Here is a 23094-nt window from a genome sequence, read left to right on the forward strand (position 1 = left end):
GTCGAGAGCCCTCCCTGAGGACGTTCGATGCGTTACAAAGCCAGACACTGCGCTTAGACTTGAGCCGGGTTCGTTTTTCCTGGGGCAAGTCCACCAATACGGGAGAGAGTTTCATGAAGTTAGTAACTGCCATCATCAAACCGTTCAAGCTGGACGATGTGCGCGAGTCGCTATCGGAGATCGGCGTGCAGGGCATCACTGTCACTGAAGTCAAAGGCTTCGGTCGTCAGAAGGGCCATACCGAGTTGTATCGCGGCGCCGAATACGTGGTCGACTTCCTGCCCAAGGTAAAGATTGACGTAGCCATTGCTGATGATCAGCTGGACCGCGTTATCGAAGCCATCACCAAGGCGGCCAACACCGGCAAGATCGGTGACGGCAAGATCTTCGTGGTCAATCTGGAACAGGCAATTCGCATCCGTACCGGTGAAACCGGCACCGACGCAATCTAAAAGCCGCCGAACCCAACGCCCCAGGAGAAAACAATATGACTCTGCGTAAGCTCGCAGGGCTAGGAGCCCTTTTGTCCCTCGTTACACCAGGCTTAGCCATGGCTGCTGACGAGGTAGTGCTAAATAGCGGTGATACGGCGTGGATGCTCACGGCCACCGCGCTGGTGCTGTTTATGACCATCCCCGGCCTCGCGCTGTTCTACGGCGGCATGGTTCGCTCGAAAAACATTCTTTCAGTAATGATGCAGTGCTTCGCCATCACTGGCTTGATCAGCATTCTGTGGGTCGTTTACGGCTACAGCATGACGTTCGACGTGACGGGCATGGAGCAGGGCGTTGTTAACTTCAATTCCTTTGTTGGTGGCCTGTCCAAGGCATTCCTCGCCGGTGTAACGCCAGCTAGCCTGACGTACGCGGTACCGGAAGCGGTGTTCATCACCTTCCAAATGACCTTCGCCATCATCACCCCGGCTCTGATCGTCGGTGCATTCGCAGAACGTATGAAGTTCTCCGCGATGCTGATCTTCATGGCGGTGTGGTTCACCCTCGTCTACGCCCCGATCGCTCACATGGTATGGAGCGGTAACGGTGGTCTGATGTGGGACTGGGGCGTACTGGACTTTGCTGGCGGCACCGTGGTGCACATCAACGCCGGTGTTGCTGGTCTGGTTGCCTGCATCGTGCTGGGCAAGCGCAAAGGCTACCCAACCACCCCGATGGCTCCGCACAACCTGGGCTACACCCTGGTCGGCGCAGCCATGCTGTGGGTAGGCTGGTTCGGCTTCAACGCCGGTTCCGCTGTGGCCTCCAACGGCACTGCCGGTATGGCCATGCTGGTCACTCAAATCGCTACCGCCGCCGCTGCACTGGGCTGGATGTTCGCTGAGTGGATCACCCACGGTAAGCCAAGTGCCCTGGGCATCGCGTCGGGTGTCGTTGCAGGCCTGGTGGGCATCACCCCAGCCGCTGGTACCGTTGGCCCAATGGGCGCTCTGGTAATCGGTCTGGCTGCTGGTGTCATCTGCTTCTTCTGCGCCACTACCCTGAAACGCAAACTGGGCTACGACGATTCCCTGGACGCCTTTGGCGTACACGGCATTGGCGGTATCGTCGGCGCGATCCTGACCGGCGTTTTCGCAGCGCCTGCTCTGGGTGGCTTCGGCACCGTGACTGACATCGGCGCGCAAGTGGTCACTCAGATCAAAGGCGTCGGCTTCACCGTTGTCTACACCGCGATCGTCACCTTCGTGATTCTCAAAGTCCTGGACCTGGTGATTGGCCTGCGTGTCAGCGAAGAGGAAGAGACTGTGGGTCTGGACCTCGCGCAACACAACGAGCGCGGCTACAACCTGTAAGGTCTCCTTATCTGGTTGCAACTCGCTTAAAAAATGCCCGGCTTTTGCCGGGCATTTTGCATTTTGCGCTAGCGTGAATTTACGACCTTTGTCGAGGCCTCCACGGCTTGAAAACAAAGATCGCTGAAATAAACTCAAACCCTCTAGCCTGCGCTCTTTGCTTTTTCTGGCAGCGCGCTAGAATGCGCGCCGAAACAGCGGAGATGCATATGTGGCAGCAACGCGAATTTAGCTTGCAGGCCAGGCCCCGAGGCTTTCATTTGGTGACAGATGAAGTGCTTGGCAAATTGCCTGAACTGCGTAGCTATCGTTTGGGTCTGTTACATCTGTGGCTGTTGCACACCTCGGCTTCACTGACGATAAACGAGAATGCCGACCCGGCTGTGCGACGCGACTTCGAGCGTTTCTTCAATCGTCTGGTGCCTCAAGACGCAAATGATTTTGCCGATAGGGGAGCCGGTGGTTACGAACACAATGACGAAGGCCCGGATGATTTGCCGGCGCACTTCAAAGCCAGTTTGCTGGGCTGCCAACTGACGATTCCGATCCGGGACGGACAATTGGCAACGGGCACCTGGCAAGGGATTTACCTCGGAGAGCACCGCGATCACGGTGGCCCTCGACGAGTACTCGCAACCTTGCAGGGCGAGGCTCTTTGAATTTTTTCTGGCAATGCGCGACAGCGGGCATTGCTGGGCTATAACTAACCTGCTTTTCGCAAGTCATGAGGTTAAACATGAGCGACGAAGACCTGGAACAAGACGAACTCGAAGGTGGTGCAGAAGACGACGGCGAAGAGCTGGCGGCTGCTGACGATGGTGTGGCTGATGACAGTGAAGACAGTGACAGCGATGTCCCGGTAAAGGCTGGCAAGAAAGCCAAGGCCGCGGTCGATATCGACGAGCTGCCGAGCGTCGAAGCCAAGCAGAAAGAGCGTGATGCTCTGGAGCGTGCCATGCAGGAGTTTCTCTCCCGTGGTGGCAAGGTGCAGGAAGTGGAGCCCAATGTGGTTGCTGATCCGCCCAAGAAGCCCGATAGCAAGTACGGCAGCCGCCCTATCTAGGTGTTAGTTGCATAAAAAAACCCGCATCTGCGGGTTTTTTTATGGGCAACTTAGCGATCGGCTGCGCGTCGGCGATGTTGCGTTGAAACGTCTTTTTGAAGCGCAGTGGGCGGTAGCCAATGAGCATTCAAAAAGACGTTTCGCCTTGCCTCGCTCTAGCTCGCTCGATCTCGATTTGTGGCGCGGCTGAAATCGCACAGATCAAAGGCGGTCGGCACCCCTACGACCATTGCTCCAAAACCCCCGGCAACTCGGCCAACGCGCGAATCTCCGCATCCGGCTGGCCTTCACCTTCCCAGCTTTTCCCTTGCGGGTTAAACCAGATGGCGCGCATACCGGCGTTTTGTGCGCCGCGAATATCGTCGGCGGGATGGTCGCCGACATGCACGCCGGCGTGGGCTTCAACGCCGGCGTGCTGCAGTGCGGTGAGGAAGGGCAGCGGGTCGGGTTTGCCGACGCCGAGGTCTTCGGCACACAGGGCGAAGCGAAAGTAATCCGCCAGCCCAAGGCGACGCACATCGGCATTGCCGTTGGTGATGACCCCCAGGGTGTAGCGCTCGGTCAGGCGCTCCAGAGTCGGTACAGTGTCGTCAAAGAAGGTGATGCGATGACGCGCATCAAGCATGGCGTGGAAGGCTTGCTCGGCCATGCGTGTGGACTCCTCGGCGCTGTAGCCGACGCCCTCCATCGCTTGAAACAGCGTGCGCTTGCGCAGCTCGCTGAGGCGGTAACGCAGCGTTGGTTCGGCGGCCAGCACCTGGGTGCGGATCGCCCATAAATGCTCTACCGGCAGCGCGCCCAACAGCGGCGCATGTTCGCTTAGCCAGCTGCGCATGGCGGCCTCGGCGCCGGTGATAACGGGCAGGTTGTCCCATAGGGTGTCGTCGAGGTCGAAGGTGATCAGTTGAATGCTCATGGCTCACTGCTTTTGCGTTTGGCCCGCGGGTGGGCGCCGTCGTACACCGTTGCCAGGTGTTGGAAGTCCAGGTGGGTGTAGATCTGCGTGGTGGCGATGTCGGCGTGGCCGAGCAGCTCTTGCACGGCGCGCAAGTCTTGTGAGGACTCGAGCATATGGCTGGCGAATGAGTGGCGCAGCATATGCGGGTGCAGGTGTTGGCCTAGCTCGCGCACGCCGGCCTGGCCAACGCGCAGCTGAATAGCGCGTGGGCCGAGGCGCCGACCTTTGGCGGTGACAAACACGGCATCGTCCGGCGGGTTGGCCAGTGCCCGCTGGGGCAGCCAATTTTCCAGTGCTTCACGCGCTTTGCGGCCCACCGGTAACACCCGTGTTTTGCTGCCCTTGCCGAACACTTCCACCAAGCCGGCGGCCAGGTCAAGTTGCTGCAGGTTGAGCCACGCGAGTTCGGACAAGCGCAGCCCGGAGGAATAGAAAAGCTCCAGCATGGCCTGATCTCGCAACCCGATAAAATCCTCTTCCACACCGCCGTCGAGAAGCTGCAAGGTGCGGTCGGCATCCAGCGTGCGCGGCAGGCGCCGTTCACGTTTGGGCGGGGCGATGCCGGTGGCTGGATCGTGCTGACACAGCCCTTCGCCAATCAGGTAGCTATAGAGGCCGCGGGTGGCTGACAGCAGGCGCGCCAGGCTCCGCGCCGACAGCCCTTGCTGGTGCAGGCGCGCAACGAAACTGCGCATATTGCGCACGTCGAGTTTTGCCCAGGAGGCGATGCCTTGTTTTTCGCACAGCTCAACGAGCTTCAGCAGGTCGCGGCGATAAGCGTCAAGGGTGTGCGGCGACATTTGCCGCTCGCTGCGCAGGTGTTGCAGGTAGGCATCCAGGGCGCCTTGCATCAAGCCTTGCTCCTGCGGGCGGCAACCATGGGTTGGCGCTCTGGCGGGTTAGCGTACCGAGCGCAGCGGCGTGGCGAAGCGCGGCAGCACGCGGGCGAGAACTTCGGCGATATAGCCGAGGAATAAGGTACCGAGCGAGCTTTTGTAGTGCTGCGGGTCTGGGCTGCCAATCGCCAGCACGCCATGCAGGCCTTGATGACTAAGTGCGACCACGGCGGCTGAACCCACGCTGTCGCGCTCTTCTTCACCAAACAGGAACGCCAACTCGTGGCTGCGTAGTACGCCGCAGATGGTTTTGCCGTCGGCCAACAGGCCACCGATGGCTTGATGGGCCTCGGCAAAGCTGACTGAGCGACCTACTGCTGTTGGCGTTTCGCTAAACAAGGTGAGGCTGACAAAGGGTACTTGGAACTCATGGCGCAGGCTGTCTTCCACCGCGCTGACCACTTCTTCCAAGGTGCCGGCATCGAGCAAGTCGAGCACCAAACGGCGGGTTTTATCGAATAACCGATCGTTGTCGCGGGCGACATCCATCAGTTGCGAAAGGCGGTGGCGCATTTCGATATTGCGCTCACGCAGCAGCTTGACCTGACGCTCCACCAACGACACCGACTCACCACGCTGGTGCGGAATGCGCAGCTCGGGAATCAGCTCGTCGTGGTCAACGAAAAACTCGGGATGGGCGCGCAAATAAGCGGCGACCGCTTCCGCGTCGAGGGTTGTGCTCGGGTCTTGCTGCTTGTCGGTCATAGGCGAACCTGCCCTTCATAAACCCGGACGGCTGGCCCGGTCATCATTACGGGGTGCCCAGGGCCTGCCCATTCAAGGAACAGGCGGCCGCCGAGCAGTTCGAGTTGCAACGGTGAGTCCATCCAGCCCTGGCTGATGGCCGCTACCGCTGCGGCGCACGCGCCACTGCCGCAGGCCTGGGTTTCCCCGGCGCTGCGTTCCCACACACGCAGTTTGGCGTGGTGGCGGTCGATGACTTCAATAAAGCCAATGTTGGCCCGATTAGGGAAGCGCGGGTGGTGTTCCAGCTTAGGGCCCAGCGTATGCACGGGCGCGCTGTCGATGTTGTCGACGCGCAGCACGCCATGGGGGTTGCCCATGGATACCGCCGCTAACTGCACCTGAGTGCCTTCCACATCGACGGCGTAGCTCAGCGCCTGGCTGTCGGCCTGAAACGGAATACGCGCGGGCTCCAGAATCGGTGCGCCCATATTCACGCTGATCTGGCCGTCGGCGCGGATATCCAGCTCCATGATGCCGCCGGAGGTTTCCACGCGAATCTGCCGTTTCATGGTCAGGCGCTTGTCCAGCACAAAGCGGGCAAAGCAGCGCGCGCCGTTGCCGCATTGTTCCACTTCCGAACCGTCGGCATTGAAGATGCGGTAGCGAAAATCCACGTCCGGATTGCTTGGCGGCTCCACCAGCAGCAGTTGGTCGAAACCAATGCCGGTGTGGCGGTCGCCCCATTGCTTGGCGTGTTTGGGCTGGATATGGGCGTGTTGGCTGACCAGGTCAAGGACCATAAAGTCGTTGCCCAGGCCGTGCATTTTGGTGAATCGCAGCAGCATGACCGTTACTCCGGCAGCAGGCTTTCGCCAGCATAGAGTTCTTGCACGGTCTCGCGGCGACGCACTTCGTAAGCCTGTTCGCCGTCCACCAGCACTTCGGCGCAGCGGCCACGGGTGTTGTAGTTGGAGCTCATGGCAAAACCATAGGCGCCCGCCGAGCACACCGCCAGCAAATCACCTTCTTCCAGCGCCAACTCGCGGCCTTTGGCCAGGAAGTCGCCGGTTTCGCAGATCGGCCCAACGATGTCGTAAGCGCGTGCCGAACCTTCGCGTGGTTGCACGGGAATCACATCCATCCAGGCCTGGTACAGGGCCGGGCGGATCAAATCGTTCATGGCCGCATCGACGATGGCGAAGTCTTTGTGTTCGGTGTGCTTGAGGTATTCAACCTGGGTCAGCAGCACGCCGCCATTGGCGACGATATAGCGGCCCGGCTCGAAGACCAGCTTCAAATCGCGGCCGGCGGTGCGCTCACGCACGGCTTGGATGTAATCGCTCACCAGCGGCGGCGTTTCGTCTTTGTAACGCACGCCCACACCGCCACCGAGGTCGAGGTGTTCGAGGTGAATGCCACGCGCCGCGAGGCGGTCGATCAGCGCCAGCAGACGGTCGAGGGCGTCGAGGAACGGCGGCAGGCTGGTCAGTTGCGAACCAATATGGCAGTCCACACCCAGCACCTTCAGGTTAGGCAGTGCATCGGCGCGGGCGTACACCGCTTCAGCATCGGCAATGGCGATGCCGAATTTGTTTTCTTTCAGGCCGGTGGAAATGTACGGGTGGGTGCCAGCGTCAACATCCGGGTTCACCCGCAGGGAAATCGGTGCCACGGTGTCTTGCTCGGCAGCAACTTCTTGCAGGCGCTCCAGCTCGTCGGTGGACTCGACGTTAAAGCAGTGCACGCCTACTTCCAGGGCGCGGCGCATATCGTCACGGCTTTTGCCGACGCCGGAAAAAACGATTTTGCCCGGTTCGCCGCCAGCGGCTAGCACACGCTCAAGCTCGCCGGAGGACACGATGTCAAAGCCTGCGCCCAAGCGGGCCAGCAGGTTCAGCACGGCCAGGTTGGAGTTGGCTTTTACTGCGTAGCAGACCAGGTGCGGTACGCCATGCAAGGCATCGGCGTAGGCATTGAATTGCGCACTGATATGCGCCCGCGAGTACACGTAGGTGGGAGTACCAAAACGCTCGGCAATGGCGGACAACGCCACACCCTCCGCAAACAGTTCGCCTGTGCGGTAATTGAAGGCGTGCATACCGCCTCCTTAATGGGTGTGTTCAGCAGAAGGTTGGTCTTCGCCTGGCAGGTACAGCGGGCCTTTTTGGCCACAGCCGCTGAGCAGAGACGAAATGGCGACGAGCGCGATAAGGGCAGTCAGTAGCCGCTTCATGGCGGATTCCTTGTAAAAGCAGTGATTGCGCCGGAGTATACCGACCCCCCGGCGCCTTGCCTATGCGCGGGCCCGATGAACCAAGGGCTGCCGTCGGGCGGCGTTGGCGCTAGCCTTAAGGCGCTTGAGCTGCTCAATCAGGAACGCTGATGGATACACCTACACCCCTTGCCGGTTCGGTTTCAGCCGCCTATTTGCAGGGGCTGCTGGACTATCTGCAGCGTCAAGGCATCGCGACCGACGCCTTGCTCGCCGAGGTTCAGCTGGGCCCGGCGCTACTGGCGCAGCGCGACCAACGTGTCGCCGCCTCGGTGTATCTGGAGTTGATGGCCCGTGGCGTGGCGCTAACCGGCGACGAGTTTTTCGGCCTGCATATCGGTGAAGCGGTGCGCCCGGGTTACTACGGGGTGCTCGGTTATCTGTTGATGAGTTGCGCTACCCTGGGCGATGCCCTGCACCGTCAGGCGCGCTACGCCACCTTGGTGGGTAGCTTGGGCCATGTCGATCTGGCCGACGAACCTGCTCGCCCTGGCCTCGAGCCGCAGGTTGCCCACAGCTGGCAACCGCTGTTGCCCCAACATCAACGGCACCTGAGCGAAGAAACCCTGGCTGGCTGGGCCACCTTTGGCCACTGGATCAGCGGCCTGGATGTTCCCCCCACCGAGGTGCGCTTCCAGCATCCGGCGCCTGCAGATACCCGCGAGTACCAACGGATCTTTCGCTGCCCGGTGCTGTTTTCGCAAGCTGACAACGCGCTGATTTTCCCCAAACGTCTGCTGCAAGCACCGCTTGGTCAGGCTGATGCGCAAGTGCGGCAAATGCTCGACGGTTATGCCGACCGTCTGCTCAGCGAGCTGCGTCAAGGCCAGCAAGTGCTCGACCGCGCGCGCCTGGAGCTGGCCAGGCAACTGGCTGACGAGGGGCCCGATCTGGAGCGTTTGGCGCACGTTTTAGCCCTGAGCCCGCGCACCTTGCAGCGCCGACTGCGCGAGACCGGGTTATCATTCAGCCAGCTTGTCGACGAAACCCGTCAGCAACTGGTGCTGCAGTACCTGCGCGACCCCACCCTGGAACTGGCCGATATCGCCTTTTTTGTTGGCTTTAGCGAGGCCGGCTCCCTGGCCCGGGCGTTTCGCCGCTGGACCGGGCAAAGCCCGGCCGAATACCGACGCACCCTGGTGGCTAACGTCGATTGATCCTTTAAAGCAACGCACTACGACGTTGCCCTATTTTTGCCTGAGGTGCCCGTTATGAGTTTGACCGAAGCGCGTTTTCACGACCTGGTGGATGCCACCCAGGAATCGGTAGAAGACATTTTCGATGACAGTGGCCTGGACCTCGATCTGGAGAATTCCGCCGGCATTCTCACTGTGCGCTTTGCCAACGGCTCGCAGCTGATCCTCAGCCGCCAGGTGCCGATTCGCCAACTGTGGGTGGCGGCAAAATCCGGTGGTTTCCATTTTGACTACGACAGCGCCAGCGAACGCTGGATCTGCGACACCAGCGATGAACTGCTCGGCGAAATGCTCGCGCGCATCACCTTGGAGCAAGCAGAAGAGGCTATCGAGTTTGATGAGCTCTGAACCGCAGATTTTCCAACCACTCACGTCGCCGGCAGATGACGTTGTGCTGTCGCCCTGCCGGCGCGAATGCTGCCTGGATGACGACGATATCTGTGTAGGCTGCGGCCGCCTGTTGGCCGAGATCCGCGAATGGAAAGCCGCCGACAGCCCGCGTCGGCGGCAAATTATCGAATTGGCTCAGGCACGGGTAAAACCTTCCCCCTTTCGCCAGTCTTGACCTAACAGTCATATCTTGTGCTACGGTCACCCCAGCCTCGAGTACACGAGGCCGTTAAAAAACCCCGGCTTGTGCCGGGGTTTTTCTTTATTACCGCCTAGGGTCTGCTGCCTTGCGCCATTGTTGGTAGCAGCATGCCTGCTGATTGTGAGTACCGCGTTATGACCGCTCCATCGATCACCATTACCCGTCTGGACCTGCAGCGTTTAGAACGTGTGCTGGAAAGCCTTGATGAATTCGGCCCTGCCGCTCAAGCCCTGGAGGCCGAGCTGGCGCGCGCCACAGTGGTTGGCCATGACGAAGTGCCGGCCGGTGTGGTGACGATGAACTCGCGGGTGTTCTGCCGTGAAGAGGGCAGCGGCAAGGAATATCACCTGACCCTGGTTTACCCCAACGAAGCCGGCGGCGAGGGCACCGTGTCTGTGCTCGCGCCAGTGGGCAGTGCGTTGCTGGGCCTTTCCGTTGGCCAACATATCGACTGGCCAACGCCGGCCGGCAAGCTGATCCAGCTGACACTGTTGGCAGTCGAATACCAGCCAGAAGCGGCCGGTGCCTATAGCCATTAATTGGCGGGTGCTTTTACAGTAGCGGCTCAACTGCTTTGGCAAGGAGGCCGCTATGCCCAGCTTACCGATGTATTTTCCCTCCGCATTTTCTTTGCCCCAGGCGCTGCTGCTGGCGCAGCTGGTTAACGCTGCGTATGCGCAGTACGACCAGTGGGTAACCCAGAAAAAACCGCGTAAGCCGCAGGACTTCACCTGGCAGTTGCCCGTTATGGACGGCTGGCAATTTTCCGCTCCGGTGTGGAGCGTGCTGAGCGAGCTGCATTTTCTCAACGAATCCGAGCCCTTCGGCTTTGCCGCGCGTGACCCGCAGGGCGCGGTGTATCTAGTCTTTCGTGGCACCGACACGGCGCAAGACTGGCTGGATGATCTGGAGTTGAAACAGCGCAGCTACCCCTGGCAAAACGATGCTGGCCTGGTGCATGACGGTTTTCTCAAGCTCTACACGTCCCTGCGTGACCTGGCGTTGCAAGCGGTAGACGATTTGCGCCCGACTGGCCCGTTGTGGGTATGCGGGCATAGCCTGGGCAGCAGTTTGTCCAGCCTGGCCGTGCTGGATATGCGCGAGCGCTGGCCGGGGCTGAGTTTGCAACACTACAACTTCGCCAGTCCGCGCCTGGCTTCGCCGGCGTTTGCCCGTTATTACAACGGGCTGGGCGTGCCGACCTATCGGGTGGTGAATGACAGTGATCTGGTCCCGGAAGTACCGCCAGGGGTCAGCGATATCTGGCTGTACCAACACCTGGGGACGGCGGTGACCTTTACCGCCAGCTATGCCAGCGTGGCGGCGGACCATAGTTTGGCGAGCTGCTACCTGTACGCCCTGAATAACCCAGAGGCGCCGATGAGTAGTTGATTGGTCTTGGGGTCTTGGCACCTGTGTCCGCGCCTGCGCGGGGATGACGAGTTACTTGATCCCACTCCGTCACTCTCACGTAGGCGGCAACCATGGCGCGAAATATCAGGCGCGCTGCAGGGCGCTATTCAGCGCCGCTTCCAAGCGTGTTTTGTAGCGCAGGTAATGAATGGTCTGCGTCTGTCCCTCGCCCAGCACCCGCGACAGATCCAGGTCGGTGATATAGCAGGGGTAGCGTTCATGGCCGCTGCGTTGCGAGAGGATATGGCGGGCCACCGCGCTGAATAGCTCGTTGCCGTATTCCAGTTCGGAAAACTCGCGGTGGTTACAAAACAGGGTGACGTGCACGCGGCCTTGTTCCGCCGGTTCAACAATCGCCTGCACGTCATAGAACGGATGGCTGACCGCAGTCTGTGGCGGCGCTCGGCGTTCTAAAAAATGCGCGCGCGAGGGCGCTGGCGGCAGCACTTCGTAGTAGAGAATTTCCAGGGTTTCGGTGAGCGCCGGGTCAGCGTCCAGCGGCAGTTGCGCGTTGCGCCGGTAAAACACCGACTGAAAAAAACGTTGCAGCGGCGTCAGCAAACTTTGTTCGTCGCGATAGGGCTGGCGTTGCCGCCACAGGGCGTTGTGTTCGTCCAGCACGGTGAGCTCGGCAACGTCTTCGTGCACACGGTAGAACACCTGGATGCAGTTGGGGCGGCCAAGGGGCAGGATCAGCGCCAGGTCTTCGCCTTCCAGCGCATGGCGATCCAAGTGCAGCGGGCTGTAGCTATTGAGTTCGCCGCCCAGCTCCTCCAGCAGTGCCGGCAGGTTGTTCAGCGCCACATGGTCGACATGACCGGGGGTCAGTCGCAGCACGTGATACTGCTGTTGGATTTGCACCAGATAGCGCTGGCCGCGTTCGCCGACAAAGTGCGAAAGAATGTCGCGGAACAGCTCCTCAACCCGCTCGGCAATTGCCTGCGCGCGGTTACGGCAAAAGCAGCGCACTTTCAGGGCCGGCAACTTGCCGCCTGCGGGCAGGCTGTTGAGGAAATCGCGCAGGCAGTCGAGCAGCGCCGTGGGGCCGTCATAGCGGCTGACCGACAGTTCGTTCCAACTGTTGAGGCTGACTTGATCCAACGTCAGCACCAGGTTTTCGCGCACGCCGGAATAGCCCAGGGAGTCGGTACGGCCCGTGGTCATGTGCACATTCAACTGGCTGTGCTGCTTGAGCGGGTCAATGCCGACGTTAACCAGCAACAGCACCTCGCTAGGTGCGCTGCTGTGCAACAGGGCGTCTTCGCTGACTGCCGGCATCGGTAATGGCACCGCCTGTTGCAAGCTGCCAAGCAGGTTGGACAGCTCAAAGTCGGTGAGGTCGCTTTCGCCGGGGTGCAGGGCGATGCGGGTGCTGCTATCGATTACGCCGTTACGGTGACACCAGGCCAATAACTCGATCAGCTCGCGGGCGCGTTTTAGCGGAGCGAAATCACGCCATTCCTGGCCATTGATATTGCCGTTGTACAGGCCCCACTGGCTGTCGTCTTTGCCATCGGTGTTGGCGTTAAACACCAAGGTCAGGTTGTCTTCGGCCAGGTCCGGGGCGATGCCCGGGTTGATAAATTCGATCTTGCCGGCTTTGCGCTCGAAGGCTGCATACAGGCGTCGGCCCAACACGCCGAGGTCACGGCTGTTCAGTGAACTGGCAACCTGCTGGGTGCGGGCGAATTGGGACAGAAAGCGGTAGCTGTAAGTCAGCTCGTTCACCAGTACGCGGCGCTCGGCACTGACCTGGCGCACCTTCCATTGGCTGCGGCTGTCGAGCATGGCCAGTTGTCGGTGCTGCCAGCCCCAGCCAGCCGTGAGCTTTTCCAGCAACAGGCGTTGCCAGCTCTTGCGGCGGTTGCGTGGTGGGTTGCTGATTTTCTTGTTGACCTTGAGGTACAGGCAGCGGCGAATCAGCTCCAGGCGCTCGGTTTCGCCACGGCCGCTGAGGTACTCCTCCAGACGGCGGTACACGACCACATAGGGGTCGAGCTCATCAAGGTCGAGTTGGTTACTGAACACCGCCTGCTTAAACCGCAGGCTCAAGCATTCCACGTTGGGGTGTTCGCTGGCGTAGACCTCGGTGAGCAACAGCTTGAGTGCCGACTTGTACGGCGACTCAATGCCCTTGAACAGCTGCCACATGCCTGCGCCAATAAATTCGCCGGGCGGAATGCTGGCCAAATGGCCAAGGTCGAGCACTTCATCGGCGCGGATAAAACGTTTGCTAAGCAACTGATGGGTGTATTCGGCGTAGCGTTTTTCTTCATACACCGGCACCAGCCACCACAGCGGCGTGCGCCCGGCCAGCCAGATGGCGGTGCGGTAGAACTCGTCCAGCAGCAGGTAGTGCTGGGTGGTGCCGCAATCGTCGGAGGTCAGTTGTGCTTCACGATCGCCGACGGTGAAGCGCGCCGGGTCGATCAGAAAGAAATGTACTTCGGCGCCCTGGGTTGCTGCCCAGGCTTCGATCAGCGCGCATTTTTTAGTCAGCTCTTGCACGTCCTGAGCGCTGAGGTCTGGCGCGTGGCAGACCCACACGTCCATATCACTTTGCTCGGCCTGCGCCACCGTACCGAGGCTGCCCATCAAAAACAGACCATGAATCGGCAACACTGGATTGCCGCGCCGCGGCTTGTACACAAACGAGCGCGTCAAGCGCTGGGCTTCGCTCAGCAGTTCGTCATCTGGCTCGTAGCCGGACAGGCCCGCAGGGGTCATGCCCGAGACGTAGCCTGGCAGTAGCGGGTGGTTTACATGGAAGAGTAGCGGCAGCAGCTTGAGCACCAGTTGCTGGCGCGTCGATAGACCTTGCATAGCGCGGTCCAGACGGCCGCTATTAACCTTGAGAAAACGTGCGCGCAGCTGTGCCAGAACCTTGCGGTCGATACCATCGTCGATGTCGGGACGAATTTCCTGGGTGCGCGTCATAGCTAACTCATGCCGATTGGTGCGGCTAGATTAACAGCCGCGAAACGCGGGTGGCAGAGGTAGATATCGTCCAGATAAAAGGCGACTTGAGAGGCCAGGCAAAAACAGCCGGAAGAGGTGATAGCGCCTCAGCCGTGGCTGCTCTTGCCCTGTTGCGGTGGCTACGAATTACGCCGCTTCTTCCACAGCGAGAATGGTCAGCAAGTCTTGTGCATGTTGGGCGGCGTCCAGACCCAGGCTGGTCAGGTAGCCGCCGTCTGGCAAGGTCACCAGGCCTTTGTCGTGCAGGCGCTGGGTGGCGGCGATAGCCGTGGGCGAGGCGATATGGTGAACCTTGAGGCCTTCCTTGGTGTTGGAGAGGTTGTACAGGGCAAGAATTTCCAGCTCAGCAATCAATTCGGGGGTAAATGACATAGTTGCTCCAGATTCTTGTAGGCCATCGTGTAAGAAAGGTGAAACCCCAATTAGCGGGCAGGGGGTTTATCTGTTGCTTGGCGGCCTTTATTGGGCGGCGTTTTGTTTGTCCCTCCAGGTGTCGATGATTTGTTGGTAGCGCCCGTCGCTCTCGATCAAGCGCATGCCCTGATCAAAGCGTTCCAGCAACGCTTCAGCTTTGGGGTGGTGACGGGAAAAGGATAGATAAAGATCCGGGCGGTGCACGGTCAGAACGGGGATAAATTGTCCGCGCAGCTCCGGGTGTTCCTCAAACAGCTGCAAGGCCGTGCCGCGAAACGCCACCATATAGTCGACCCGTGCGCGCTGCAGCATCAAAAAGCCGTTGAGGTCTTTGCGCACCAAAATTCGACTCAAGCGCGTGTCGTTGTCGAAGTCGGCGCCATATTCATAGCCGTTGGTCACCGCCACGGTTTTGCCCACCAGTTGCTCAAGGCTGTTTAGCGGTTTGGCGTTTTCGTTGCGCGCCCATAACAAAATCGACTCGCTGAACAGCGGGTGTTTGGGCAGGCGGTAGTCTTCGGCAATTTTCGGGTTGGGCGAGGTGTTGAAGCAGGCGACGATTTGCCCGCGCAGGGCCAGTTGCATGCAGCGCGAATAAGGAAAGGACTCCAGCTCGACGTCGGTGCCGGTGGCGGCAAACGCGGCTTTGACGATATCCACCGACATGCCCTGAATCTGGCCGTCACGTAGGGCGGTGTAGGGGTACCAATCATCTTCAGCGCCAATCTGAATGGCTTCGGCTTGAACACGAAACGCGCCCAGGGCGGCAATCAGCACTGCCGCGCACAGGGTCGTCCAACTGCTGAAATAGACACGATGGGTCATCGGTACTGGCTCACAGAGGCCGCCCAGGCATGGGCGGTTCGCGGCATGGTGCTATGACGCTGAGGCTAATCTGCTGAGCTGAGTCAAGGCAAGCGCTGTGTAGGTGTTACTCGGCTTCGTCGTAACCAGCGGGCAAGTCGGGCAGTGCGCGCAGCGCCTGCTCGTACCACGCGGTGTCGAACGGCCGGTCGTCCTCAAGCATGGCGTCAATTTCATGGGCCAACACCAAGGCCATCAGCTGCAAAATCTCTTCGCGCGGGTAACCCACCAGCGTCAGCTTGTTGTACGCGGCCTTGGCGGCAGGTGGGTTATCGGTTTCGATCTGGTTTTCGATTGCCTGGGTCAGGGTTGCTTCGGCGAAGGCTTCTTCGCTTTCATCGTGTTCGCTCATGCTGAGCTCCTCAAGGAAACAAGGCCGCAGTGTGCCACGGTCGGCGGGGTATGGCGTACGCATTCATGGGGTTGATACGGCTGGGCGCCGGCCGCGCGGCGGTTTATAAGGTGCAACGCCCACTCCACCAGGAACGGAGATTGTCATGCTTAAACTGCACGGTTTTTCGGTTAGCAACTACTACAACATGGTCAAACTGGCGCTGCTGGAGAAGGGCATTGCCTTCGAGGCTGTCGATGTGCACGGCGGTCAGCGCGAAGACTTTCTCGCCATCAGTCCACGCGGCAAAGTGCCGGTGCTGCAAACCGAACAGGGCTATATCAACGAAACCAGCGCCATTCTCGAATACGTGGAAGAAACCGGGAGTGGCAAAAAACTGCTCCCTAGCGATCCAAAGGCGCGGGCCTATGTGCGCTCACTGATGCGCGAGATTGAGCTGTATATCGAGCTGCCGGCGCGAGCCTGTTACCTGGAGGCGTTCTTTGGCGGCAAGGTCGACGAGGCGATCAAAGCCAAGAGCAAAGAAGACCTGCAGCTGGGCATAGCGGCCCTCAAGCGGCACGGCAAGTTTGCCCCGTACCTGGCCGGTGAAACGTTAAGCCTGGCGGATCTGTATTTTCTCTACAGCCTGGACTTGGCCTGCGTGGTGATGGGCAAGCTATTTGCCACGGACGTGCTGGCTGATTTTCCGCAGGCAGCAGCGTTGTTCAAGTTGCTCAACCAAAATCCGAATGTGCAGAAAGTAGCGGCGGACAAGGACGCCGAAATGGAGCAGTTCTTGGCGATGGCCAGGGGTGCCAAGAAGTAAACCGTAGGGTGTGCTGTGCGCACCAGGGCATACCTTGTGCCCCCTGCTGCGCACAACACACCTTACGGGATCAACGGCGTTAGCGGCTGGCCAATAGCGCTTTGCCGCGCACCACTGCGGCGCGAACTTGGCTGGGTGCTGTGCCGCCGATATGGTCGCGGGCATTCACCGAGCCTTCCAGGGTCAACACGGCAAACACGTCCTGATCAATCTGGTCACTGAATTTGCGCAGCTCTTCCAGGCTCATTTCGGCCAGGTCTTTGCCGGTTTCCACGCCGTATTTCACCGCATGGCCAACAATCTCGTGGCAGTCGCGGAAGGGCAAGCCTTTGCGTACCAGGTAGTCAGCCAGGTCGGTGGCGGTGGAAAAACCACGCAGCGCCGCTTCGCGCATGATCGCGGTTTTCGGTTTGATGGCCGGCACCATATCGGCGAACGCACGCAAGCTGTCGCGCAGGGTGTCGGCGGCGTCGAACAACGGCTCTTTGTCTTCCTGATTGTCTTTGTTGTAGGCCAGCGGTTGACCCTTCATCAGGGTCAGCAGACCCATCAGTGCGCCGAACACGCGACCGGATTTGCCGCGCACCAGCTCCGGTACGTCGGGGTTTTTCTTTTGCGGCATGATCGAGCTGCCGGTGCAGAAGCGGTCGGGCAGATCGATAAATTGGAATTGCGCGCTGGTCCACAGCACCAGCTCTTCGGAGAAGCGCGACAGGTGCATCATTGCCAACGAGGCCGCGGCGCAGAATTCAATGGCGAAGTCGCGATCCGATACGCCGTCCAGCGAGTTGCCACCCACGGCATCAAAGCCCAACAGTTCGGCGGTGACTTCACGCTGAATCGGGTAGGTGGTGCCGGCCAGCGCCGCCGAGCCCAACGGCATACGGTTAGTGCGTTTGCGGCAGTCCACCAGGCGCTCGTAGTCGCGCGAGAGCATTTCAAACCAGGCCAACAGGTGATGGCCGAAGGTCACCGGCTGCGCCGTTTGCAGGTGGGTAAAGCCCGGCATGATGGTGCCGGCTTCACGCTCGGCCTGTTCCAACAAGCCCTGTTGCAGGCGAGTGATTTCGCTGAGGATCAGGTCGATTTCGTCGCGCAGCCACAGGCGGATATCGGTGGCCACTTGGTCGTTGCGCGAGCGGCCGGTGTGCAGTTTTTTGCCGGTGACGCCGATGCGGTCGGTCAGACGCGCCTCGATGTTCATATGCACATCTTCCAAATCCACACGCCACTCGAAGGTGCCGGCTTCGATTTCGCTTTGAATCTGCTTCAAGCCGTTTTCGATGGCATCGCGCTCTTCGCCGGTGAGTACGCCGACTTTGGCCAGCATGGTGGCGTGGGCGATGGAGCCCATGATGTCGTGGCGGTACAGGCGCTGGTCGAAATTGACCGAGGCGGTGAAGCGGGCAACAAAGGCGTCGACAGGTTCGCTGAAGCGGCCGCCCCAGGATTGGTTGGTCTTTTCGGTGCTCATGGCAATGGCTCGGCTGTGCGCAAAACGGGCAGGCCACCGCGGGCGGCCAGCGTGGAAAATTGTGCGGATGATAACAGGGTAGCGGGCAAAATCGCCGTGACGCGTTGTTGTGTCTGGCGCCGAGCGCGGACAGTGGCAATGTAGGACCGATCACAGTTTTAGCTACGAGATGGCCATTTGCTGCTTTATTTAGTCCGAGCAGCGTCAGCCCGCTTGCTGCCGTGCATGCCGCCCCGGAAACTGTGCCGATGCTTATTAACTGGCTAAAACCGAAAAAACCCACGCCCGGCGAATTCTTTCTGCCTGAGCTGTGCCTGCCCGAAGCCTTGCTGGTCCTGGTGCTGCTGGCTGAATTATTGGTGCTGGTGCTGGTGCTGGCCGAGCCCATGCAGCCTGGCTTCAACTGGATTCGTCTGGCCCTGACCTCGCTTTTTGTACAGTGGATTGTGCTGCTGTCGGCCGGGATGATGTGCCAGTTACGGCCGCTGCTGGCGCGCTTGCCCGCGGCGCTGGCCGGGCTACTCTGTTGCCTGCTGGTGGTCGGGCTGACCCTTAGTTGCACGGCGGTTGCTGACTATTACGACTTGGGCGGCCCGTTGCCGCGCACCGGCGAGGTGAATCTTTATCTGCGTCATGCATTGATAAGTCTGATCATGTCGGCGCTGCTGCTACGCTACTTCTATCTGCAGAGTCAGTGGCGTCGTCAGCAACAGGCGGAATTGAAAGCGCGTATCGAGTCGTTGCAAGCGCGCATCCGCCCGCACTTTCTGTTCAATAGCCTGAACAGCATTGCCAGCCTGGTGGTGATCGACCCGTATAAAGCTGAGCAGGCGGTATTGGATTTATCCGACCTGTTTCGCGCCAGCCTGGCCAAGCCCGGCAGCCTGGTGCCATGGAGCGAAGAGTTGGAGCTGAGCAAGCGCTATCTTTCAATCGAACAATATCGCCTTGGCGAACGTCTACAGTTGGAATGGCAGGTCGACGATGTTCCGCCCGACCTGCCTATTCCGCAGCTGACCTTGCAGCCATTGTTGGAGAACGCTTTGATCTACGGTATTCAGCCGCGCATCGAAGGGGGCGTGGTACGCATAGAAGCAGATTACACAAACGGGGTGTTTCAGCTGACCGTCAGCAACCCCTATGAGGAGGGCAGTGAGCACAAACCCTCTCGTGGTACACAGCAAGCGTTGGTGAATATAGATGCGCGTCTTGCGGCACTTTTTGGCCCTCGCGCGAGTCTCAGCGTGGATCGCCGTGACGGGCGCCACTTCACCTGTCTACGCTATCCTTGTGCGAGACTCACGCAGGAAGCCCGAGCAATATGAATGTCCTGATCGTCGACGATGAACCCCTAGCCCGCGAGCGCCTCAGCCGTATGGTCGGCGAGCTCGATGGTTACCGAGTGTTGGAGCCCAGTGCCAGCAATGGCGAAGAGGCGTTGACCCTGATCGATAGTCTTAAACCCGACGTGGTGTTGCTCGACATCCGCATGCCGGGTTTGGACGGCTTGCAGGTCGCCGCCAAACTCTGCGAACGCGAAGCGCCGCCTGCGGTGATCTTTTGCACCGCGCACGATGAGTTTGCCATTGATGCGTTTCAGGTCAGCGCCGTGGGTTATCTGGTTAAGCCCGTGCGCCCGGAAAGCCTGATCGAAGCGCTGAAAAAAGCTGAGCGGCCCAATCGCGTTCAACTGGTTGCGCTGACTCGCCCGGCAGCTGAAACCGGCAACGGCCCGCGCACCCATATCAGTGCCCGAACCCGTAAAGGTATCGAGCTGATTCCGCTGGACCAAGTCATCTACTTTATTGCCGACCACAAATACGTGACCCTGCGTCATGAGGGCGGTGAAGTGTTGCTGGATGAGCCGCTCAAAGCGCTGGAAGACGAATTTGGCGATCGCTTTGTGCGTATTCACCGTAATGCCCTGGTGGCCCGCGAGCGTATCGAACGCTTGCAGCGCACACCGCTGGGGCATTTCCAGCTTTACCTCAAGGGCTTGAATGGCGATGCCCTGATCGTCAGCCGTCGGCATGTGGCCGGTGTGCGCAAGCTGATGAACAACCTCTAACGACCTCTGCCGGAATGGCTGGCGCCCGTGCCGCAGCAACTGCTGCGGCAGCCGGTCGCGGGTCGGCGGGTGCACCACCCGCGCGGCTGCCTTACTATGCGCGGGTTAATTCCGTTCGAGAGCCGTTATGTCCGCCCGCGAAATCCGCATCGCCACCCGTAAAAGTGCCCTGGCCCTCTGGCAGGCTGAGTTCGTTAAAGCCGCTTTAGAGGCAGCTCACCCTGGCATCGTCGTCAGCCTGGTGCCCATGGTCAGTCGCGGCGACAAGCTGCTCGACTCGCCGCTGTCGAAAATCGGCGGCAAGGGGCTGTTCGTCAAAGAGCTCGAGACCGCGTTGCTGGAAAACGAAGCTGACATCGCCGTGCACTCAATGAAAGATGTGCCGATGGACTTCCCCGAAGGCCTTGGCCTGTACTGCATCTGCGAACGTGAAGACCCGCGCGACGCCTTTGTTTCCAACATCTATGAAAGTCTCGCGGCGCTGCCGCAAGGCGCCATCGTGGGCACCTCTAGCTTGCGTCGTCAGACCCAATTGCTGGCGATCCGCCCGGACCTGCAAATCCGCTTCTTGCGTGGCAACGTCAACACCCGCCTGGCCAAGTTGGATGCCGGCGAGTACGACGCGATCATCCTCGCTGCCGCCGGGTTGATTCGCTTGGGTTTTGCCGACCGTATTCGCTCCAGCATCAGCGTGATCGACAGCTTGCCCGCCGGTGGCCAAGGCGCGGTGGGCATTGAATGCCGCAGCGCTGATGCCGATATCCACGTGCTGCTCGACGCCCTGCATCACCGCGAAACGGCGCTGCGGGTAATCGCCGAACGTGCCCTGAATAAGCACCTTAACGGCGGCTGCCAGGTGCCGATTGCTTGCTACGCCGAACTGCAAGGGGAAAACCTGTGGCTGCGCGGCCTGGTCGGCCAGCCCGATGGTGGCCTGCTACTGCGTGCCGAAGCGACCGGCTCGATCAAAGACCCAACTGCCCTGGGTGTAGGCGTGGCCGAAGACCTGCTTAAGCAAGGCGCGGCCGCCATTCTGCAAGCCGTGTATGGCGAGGCCAAACCGGAGTGACAGGGTGGCGACTGCTGCTTACCCGTCCTGCCGAGGAGTGTGCGGCACTGTCCGCCACCCTGGCTGAGCAGGGCGTGTTTAGCAGCAGCCTACCGTTGCTGGAAATTGAACCTATCGCCGAAACCGCCGAACAGCGTTCCACGGTGCTGGAGCTGCAGCGCTATTGCGCGGTGATCGTGGTCAGCAAGCCGGCGGCGCGGTTAGGCCTGCAGGTGTTGGCTCGTTACTGGCCGCAACCGCCGAAAGACCAGCCCTGGTTTAGCGTCGGCGCCGCCACCGCGCATATCCTCGCCGAACACGGCCTGCGCGTAAGTTTTCCCCCTCAGGGCGATGACAGCGAAGCCTTGCTCGCGCTGCCTGAACTGCAAGACGCCTTGGCTGCTACCCCGTCGCCTCGGGTATTGATTTTGCGTGGCGAGGGTGGCCGCGAAGCCTTGGCCGACTGCTTGCGCGGCCAAGGTGTGGCGGTCGATTATCTGCAACTCTACCGCCGCCGCCTGCCGCACTATGGGCTGGCAGCGTTGCCCGCGCGTGTTTACGCTGAACGCTTGAATGGTCTGGTGGTCAGCAGTGGGCAGGGTTTTGAACACCTGCTGGCCCTTGCCGGCCAAGACTGGCCGACATTGGCGCGGCTACCCTTGTTTGTACCGAGCCCGCGGGTTGCCGAATTGGCAACGGCCGCTGGAGCTCTTGCGGTTGTGGACTGTCGTGGTGCAAGTGCCGCGGCGTTGCTGGCAGCTTTGCGGGAACATGCCCCGGCTGCCCTCTGATGCACAGGACGGATACGTGAGCCAAGCAACCCCCCCGAAAGATGACACGCAACCCGCGCTGACGGCGCCTACTTCCTCTGGCGCCCTGCCTCCGCGCGTCGAGCCCGTGGCGAGCAAGCGCGGTAACGGCTTGGCGGCGCTGGCGCTGCTGATCGGTGCTGCCGGTGTGGCGGTCGGTGGCTGGAGCGTCTGGCAAGTACGCCAGCTGCAAAGCCATGATCAGGAACAGCTGGCGCAGCTTGAACAAGCGCGCAGCCAGACGCAGATGGTGGCACAGCGCGAGCAAGGCCTGACTGAACGTCTCGCCGCGTTGCCGGACCCTCAAGAATTGGAAACCCGTCGCCGTCTGCTGGCGCAGTTGCAGGGCGATCAACAGCACCTCAGCGAGCGCGTAGAAAGCGTATTGGGCGCCAGTCGCCAGGAGTGGCGCTTGGCCGAAGCCGAGCACCTGCTGCGCTTGGCCTCGCTGCGCCTTTCCGCCCTGCAAGACGTTGGCAGCGCCACGGTGCTGGTGCAGGGCGCAGACGAAATTTTGCGCGACCAGGATGACTCCGGCTCTTACGCCGCCCGCGAGCAACTGGCCAAAGCCCTGGTGGGCCTGCGCGGCATTACTGCGCTGGACCGGACCGGCCTGTTCCTGCAACTGGGCGCCATGCGCGAGCAAGCTGCCCAGCTCAGCACCCTGGTGCCGGAGTTCACCAGCAAGGGCGAGCAATTCAATTTTGCCGCCGAAGGCGATGGCCAAGGCTGGTGGGCCGAGTGGCTGGAAAAGCTCTCGCGCTATATCCGCATCGACTTCAATGCTGACCAGAACGTACGGCCATTGCTCGCCGGGCAAAGCCTGACCCAAGTGCGGCTGGCCCTCACCCTGGCGCTTGAGCAGGCGCAATGGGCCGCCTTGAACGGCAAGCCCGAGGTGTATCGCCAAGCGCTGACCCAGGCCCGCGAAGTGCTGGACAGCTACTTCAACCCGGACAACCCCGATAGCCAGGCGCTGCTGGCGCGTATCACTGAGCTCAGCAGCCAGCCGGTTGCCGTCGCTTTGCCCGATCTGACGCCAGCCACCGATGCTGTGCGTGCCTATGTGCAGAAACGTCAGAACGCCAGCCAGCAGCAATTCCAGGAAGACAAAGCCCAGGGTGAGCAGCCTGGCGATGACCTGGAGGAAGTCAGCCCATGAGACGCGTGCTGCTGATTCTTCTGTTGCTGATCGCCACGGCCGTTTTGATCGGCTTGGCCGTGGTTGAGCATCCTGGCTATGTGCTGGTTGCCTATAAAAACTTCCGCTACGAGTCGAGCCTGTGGGCGGCGGTCAGCCTGATTGCCGTGGTGTGCCTGGCCGTGTACTTGGTGCGTTTGGTACTGAGCCTGGTGTTTGTGTCCGGCGGCGTGGTTAACCCGTGGTCGCGGCG

27 protein-coding genes are annotated in these 23094 nt (G+C 60.5%); 16 read left to right on the plus strand and 11 right to left on the minus strand.

Features of this window, described 5'->3' with window-relative positions:
- Window positions 1-113: 113 nt before the first annotated feature.
- The 4 genes from glnK to sutA all read left to right on the plus strand — a co-directional run bounded on the left by glnK (window position 114) and on the right by sutA (window position 2870).
- On the plus strand, window positions 114-452 hold the full coding sequence (glnK, locus tag AAAB16_RS02220; protein ID WP_003457590.1) for a P-II family nitrogen regulator: 339 nt from the start codon (window positions 114-116) through the stop codon (window positions 450-452).
- Window positions 453-487: 35 nt separating this feature from the next.
- Window positions 488-1807 (plus strand): ammonium transporter, encoded by a 1320-nt coding sequence (locus AAAB16_RS02225; RefSeq protein ID WP_110615816.1) that lies wholly within the window; start codon window positions 488-490, stop codon window positions 1805-1807.
- Window positions 1808-2016: 209 nt separating this feature from the next.
- On the plus strand, window positions 2017-2466 hold the full coding sequence (locus AAAB16_RS02230; RefSeq protein ID WP_340661865.1) for a secondary thiamine-phosphate synthase enzyme YjbQ: 450 nt from the start codon (window positions 2017-2019) through the stop codon (window positions 2464-2466).
- A gap of 77 nt (window positions 2467-2543) precedes the next feature.
- On the plus strand, window positions 2544-2870 hold the full coding sequence (sutA, locus tag AAAB16_RS02235) for a transcriptional regulator SutA (protein WP_110615814.1): 327 nt from the start codon (window positions 2544-2546) through the stop codon (window positions 2868-2870).
- Window positions 2871-3090: 220 nt separating this feature from the next.
- Here sutA and AAAB16_RS02240 read toward each other — a convergent pair whose 3' ends face one another.
- The 6 genes from AAAB16_RS02240 to AAAB16_RS02265 are packed head-to-tail and all read right to left on the minus strand — an operon-like array spanning window position 3091 to window position 7644.
- Window positions 3091-3786, minus strand: a complete 696-nt coding sequence (locus AAAB16_RS02240) for an HAD family hydrolase (protein ID WP_340661866.1) — start codon at window positions 3784-3786, stop codon at window positions 3091-3093.
- Window positions 3783-4679, minus strand: coding sequence for a tyrosine recombinase XerC (xerC, locus tag AAAB16_RS02245; protein ID WP_340661867.1), 897 nt, complete (start codon window positions 4677-4679; stop codon window positions 3783-3785). Before xerC ends, AAAB16_RS02240 begins: the two co-directional genes overlap by 4 nt.
- A 48-nt stretch (window positions 4680-4727) precedes the next feature.
- Window positions 4728-5429, minus strand: a complete 702-nt coding sequence (locus AAAB16_RS02250) for a DUF484 family protein (protein ID WP_340661868.1) — start codon at window positions 5427-5429, stop codon at window positions 4728-4730.
- On the minus strand, window positions 5426-6256 hold the full coding sequence (dapF, locus tag AAAB16_RS02255) for a diaminopimelate epimerase (protein WP_340661869.1): 831 nt from the start codon (window positions 6254-6256) through the stop codon (window positions 5426-5428). The genes AAAB16_RS02250 and dapF overlap by 4 nt, the downstream gene beginning before the upstream one ends.
- Window positions 6257-6261: 5 nt before the next feature.
- On the minus strand, window positions 6262-7509 hold the full coding sequence (gene lysA / locus AAAB16_RS02260) for a diaminopimelate decarboxylase (RefSeq protein ID WP_340661870.1): 1248 nt from the start codon (window positions 7507-7509) through the stop codon (window positions 6262-6264).
- Window positions 7510-7518: 9 nt separating this feature from the next.
- Window positions 7519-7644, minus strand: coding sequence for a lipoprotein (locus AAAB16_RS02265; RefSeq protein WP_110615808.1), 126 nt, complete (start codon window positions 7642-7644; stop codon window positions 7519-7521).
- A 149-nt stretch (window positions 7645-7793) separates the two neighbouring features.
- Between AAAB16_RS02265 and AAAB16_RS02270 the strand changes: the two genes are divergently transcribed.
- The 5 genes from AAAB16_RS02270 (at window position 7794) to AAAB16_RS02290 (ending at window position 10863) form a co-directional block, all read left to right on the plus strand.
- Entirely contained in the window at window positions 7794-8840 is a 1047-nt protein-coding gene (locus AAAB16_RS02270; RefSeq protein WP_340661871.1) for an AraC family transcriptional regulator, read from the plus strand.
- Between the two features lie 54 nt (window positions 8841-8894).
- Entirely contained in the window at window positions 8895-9227 is a 333-nt protein-coding gene (cyaY, locus tag AAAB16_RS02275; protein WP_340661872.1) for an iron donor protein CyaY, read from the plus strand.
- Window positions 9228-9270: 43 nt separating this feature from the next.
- On the plus strand, window positions 9271-9444 hold the full coding sequence (locus AAAB16_RS02280; protein WP_340661885.1) for a DUF1289 domain-containing protein: 174 nt from the start codon (window positions 9271-9273) through the stop codon (window positions 9442-9444).
- A gap of 161 nt (window positions 9445-9605) precedes the next feature.
- Complete coding sequence (gene rnk, locus AAAB16_RS02285; RefSeq protein WP_340661873.1) at window positions 9606-10010, plus strand: nucleoside diphosphate kinase regulator; 405 nt, start codon at window positions 9606-9608, stop codon at window positions 10008-10010.
- Window positions 10011-10062: 52 nt separating this feature from the next.
- Window positions 10063-10863, plus strand: a complete 801-nt coding sequence (locus tag AAAB16_RS02290; protein WP_340661874.1) for a lipase family protein — start codon at window positions 10063-10065, stop codon at window positions 10861-10863.
- A 105-nt stretch (window positions 10864-10968) separates the two neighbouring features.
- Here the strand turns inward: AAAB16_RS02290 and AAAB16_RS02295 are convergent, their stop codons facing one another.
- The 4 genes from AAAB16_RS02295 to AAAB16_RS02310 form a co-directional block, all read right to left on the minus strand.
- Complete coding sequence (locus AAAB16_RS02295) at window positions 10969-13821, minus strand: class I adenylate cyclase (RefSeq protein ID WP_340661875.1); 2853 nt, start codon at window positions 13819-13821, stop codon at window positions 10969-10971.
- A gap of 168 nt (window positions 13822-13989) precedes the next feature.
- Window positions 13990-14235 carry a TIGR02647 family protein gene (locus tag AAAB16_RS02300; RefSeq protein ID WP_110615801.1) on the minus strand — a complete coding sequence of 82 codons (246 nt, stop codon included), beginning with the start codon at window positions 14233-14235 and terminating at the stop codon, window positions 13990-13992.
- 87 nt (window positions 14236-14322) lie between these two features.
- Window positions 14323-15102 carry a transporter substrate-binding domain-containing protein gene (locus AAAB16_RS02305; RefSeq protein WP_340661876.1) on the minus strand — a complete coding sequence of 260 codons (780 nt, stop codon included), beginning with the start codon at window positions 15100-15102 and terminating at the stop codon, window positions 14323-14325.
- A gap of 106 nt (window positions 15103-15208) precedes the next feature.
- On the minus strand, window positions 15209-15493 hold the full coding sequence (locus AAAB16_RS02310; protein ID WP_340661877.1) for a hypothetical protein: 285 nt from the start codon (window positions 15491-15493) through the stop codon (window positions 15209-15211).
- Between the two features lie 145 nt (window positions 15494-15638).
- Here AAAB16_RS02310 and AAAB16_RS02315 point away from each other — a divergent pair, with 145 nt between their 5' ends.
- A complete protein-coding gene (locus AAAB16_RS02315) occupies window positions 15639-16301 on the plus strand; it encodes a glutathione S-transferase (RefSeq protein WP_340661878.1) in 663 nt (220 codons plus the stop codon).
- Window positions 16302-16380: 79 nt separating this feature from the next.
- Here AAAB16_RS02315 and argH read toward each other — a convergent pair whose 3' ends face one another.
- The gene (gene argH, locus AAAB16_RS02320) at window positions 16381-17775 is read right to left on the minus strand and encodes an argininosuccinate lyase (protein ID WP_340661879.1); all 1395 of its coding nucleotides are present in this window, start codon (window positions 17773-17775) and stop codon (window positions 16381-16383) included.
- A gap of 248 nt (window positions 17776-18023) precedes the next feature.
- On the opposite strand from argH, the gene AAAB16_RS02325 reads away from it, so the two are divergent.
- The 6 genes from AAAB16_RS02325 to AAAB16_RS02350 form a co-directional block, all read left to right on the plus strand.
- Entirely contained in the window at window positions 18024-19100 is a 1077-nt protein-coding gene (locus AAAB16_RS02325; protein WP_340661880.1) for a sensor histidine kinase, read from the plus strand.
- Window positions 19097-19843: a LytTR family DNA-binding domain-containing protein gene (locus AAAB16_RS02330; protein ID WP_110615795.1), complete on the plus strand. Its 747-nt coding sequence runs from the start codon at window positions 19097-19099 to the stop codon at window positions 19841-19843. The genes AAAB16_RS02325 and AAAB16_RS02330 overlap by 4 nt, the downstream gene beginning before the upstream one ends.
- Before the next feature lie 127 nt (window positions 19844-19970).
- Entirely contained in the window at window positions 19971-20912 is a 942-nt protein-coding gene (hemC, locus tag AAAB16_RS02335; protein ID WP_340661881.1) for a hydroxymethylbilane synthase, read from the plus strand.
- Complete coding sequence (locus AAAB16_RS02340) at window positions 20909-21682, plus strand: uroporphyrinogen-III synthase (RefSeq protein ID WP_340661882.1); 774 nt, start codon at window positions 20909-20911, stop codon at window positions 21680-21682. Before hemC ends, AAAB16_RS02340 begins: the two co-directional genes overlap by 4 nt.
- A gap of 16 nt (window positions 21683-21698) precedes the next feature.
- Window positions 21699-22862, plus strand: coding sequence for a uroporphyrinogen-III C-methyltransferase (locus AAAB16_RS02345; RefSeq protein ID WP_340661883.1), 1164 nt, complete (start codon window positions 21699-21701; stop codon window positions 22860-22862).
- Window positions 22859-23094: heme biosynthesis HemY N-terminal domain-containing protein (locus AAAB16_RS02350; protein ID WP_340661884.1), on the plus strand; the 236-nt coding region annotated here is incomplete at its 3' end. The genes AAAB16_RS02345 and AAAB16_RS02350, both read left to right, overlap by 4 nt.

Source organism: Pseudomonas sp. (genome assembly GCF_037994325.1).
GTDB lineage: Bacteria > Pseudomonadota > Gammaproteobacteria > Pseudomonadales > Pseudomonadaceae > Aquipseudomonas.

Coding starts and splice junctions, on each gene's coding strand:
- argH (WP_340661879.1), bottom strand. CDS start 17,775: ATGAGCACCGAAAAGACCAACCAATCCTGGGGCGGCCGCTTCAGCGAA.
- sutA (WP_110615814.1), top strand. CDS start 2,544: ATGAGCGACGAAGACCTGGAACAAGACGAACTCGAAGGTGGTGCAGAA.
- lysA (WP_340661870.1), bottom strand. CDS start 7,509: ATGCACGCCTTCAATTACCGCACAGGCGAACTGTTTGCGGAGGGTGTG.
- AAAB16_RS02330 (WP_110615795.1), top strand. CDS start 19,097: ATGAATGTCCTGATCGTCGACGATGAACCCCTAGCCCGCGAGCGCCTC.
- AAAB16_RS02300 (WP_110615801.1), bottom strand. CDS start 14,235: ATGTCATTTACCCCCGAATTGATTGCTGAGCTGGAAATTCTTGCCCTG.
- hemC (WP_340661881.1), top strand. CDS start 19,971: ATGTCCGCCCGCGAAATCCGCATCGCCACCCGTAAAAGTGCCCTGGCC.
- AAAB16_RS02325 (WP_340661880.1), top strand. CDS start 18,024: ATGCTTATTAACTGGCTAAAACCGAAAAAACCCACGCCCGGCGAATTC.
- AAAB16_RS02265 (WP_110615808.1), bottom strand. CDS start 7,644: ATGAAGCGGCTACTGACTGCCCTTATCGCGCTCGTCGCCATTTCGTCT.
- AAAB16_RS02240 (WP_340661866.1), bottom strand. CDS start 3,786: ATGAGCATTCAACTGATCACCTTCGACCTCGACGACACCCTATGGGAC.
- glnK (WP_003457590.1), top strand. CDS start 114: ATGAAGTTAGTAACTGCCATCATCAAACCGTTCAAGCTGGACGATGTG.
- AAAB16_RS02225 (WP_110615816.1), top strand. CDS start 488: ATGACTCTGCGTAAGCTCGCAGGGCTAGGAGCCCTTTTGTCCCTCGTT.
- AAAB16_RS02305 (WP_340661876.1), bottom strand. CDS start 15,102: ATGACCCATCGTGTCTATTTCAGCAGTTGGACGACCCTGTGCGCGGCA.
- AAAB16_RS02270 (WP_340661871.1), top strand. CDS start 7,794: ATGGATACACCTACACCCCTTGCCGGTTCGGTTTCAGCCGCCTATTTG.
- AAAB16_RS02310 (WP_340661877.1), bottom strand. CDS start 15,493: ATGAGCGAACACGATGAAAGCGAAGAAGCCTTCGCCGAAGCAACCCTG.
- AAAB16_RS02290 (WP_340661874.1), top strand. CDS start 10,063: ATGCCCAGCTTACCGATGTATTTTCCCTCCGCATTTTCTTTGCCCCAG.
- dapF (WP_340661869.1), bottom strand. CDS start 6,256: ATGCTGCTGCGATTCACCAAAATGCACGGCCTGGGCAACGACTTTATG.
- AAAB16_RS02315 (WP_340661878.1), top strand. CDS start 15,639: ATGCTTAAACTGCACGGTTTTTCGGTTAGCAACTACTACAACATGGTC.
- AAAB16_RS02295 (WP_340661875.1), bottom strand. CDS start 13,821: ATGACGCGCACCCAGGAAATTCGTCCCGACATCGACGATGGTATCGAC.
- rnk (WP_340661873.1), top strand. CDS start 9,606: ATGACCGCTCCATCGATCACCATTACCCGTCTGGACCTGCAGCGTTTA.
- xerC (WP_340661867.1), bottom strand. CDS start 4,679: ATGCAAGGCGCCCTGGATGCCTACCTGCAACACCTGCGCAGCGAGCGG.
- cyaY (WP_340661872.1), top strand. CDS start 8,895: ATGAGTTTGACCGAAGCGCGTTTTCACGACCTGGTGGATGCCACCCAG.
- AAAB16_RS02250 (WP_340661868.1), bottom strand. CDS start 5,429: ATGACCGACAAGCAGCAAGACCCGAGCACAACCCTCGACGCGGAAGCG.
- AAAB16_RS02230 (WP_340661865.1), top strand. CDS start 2,017: ATGTGGCAGCAACGCGAATTTAGCTTGCAGGCCAGGCCCCGAGGCTTT.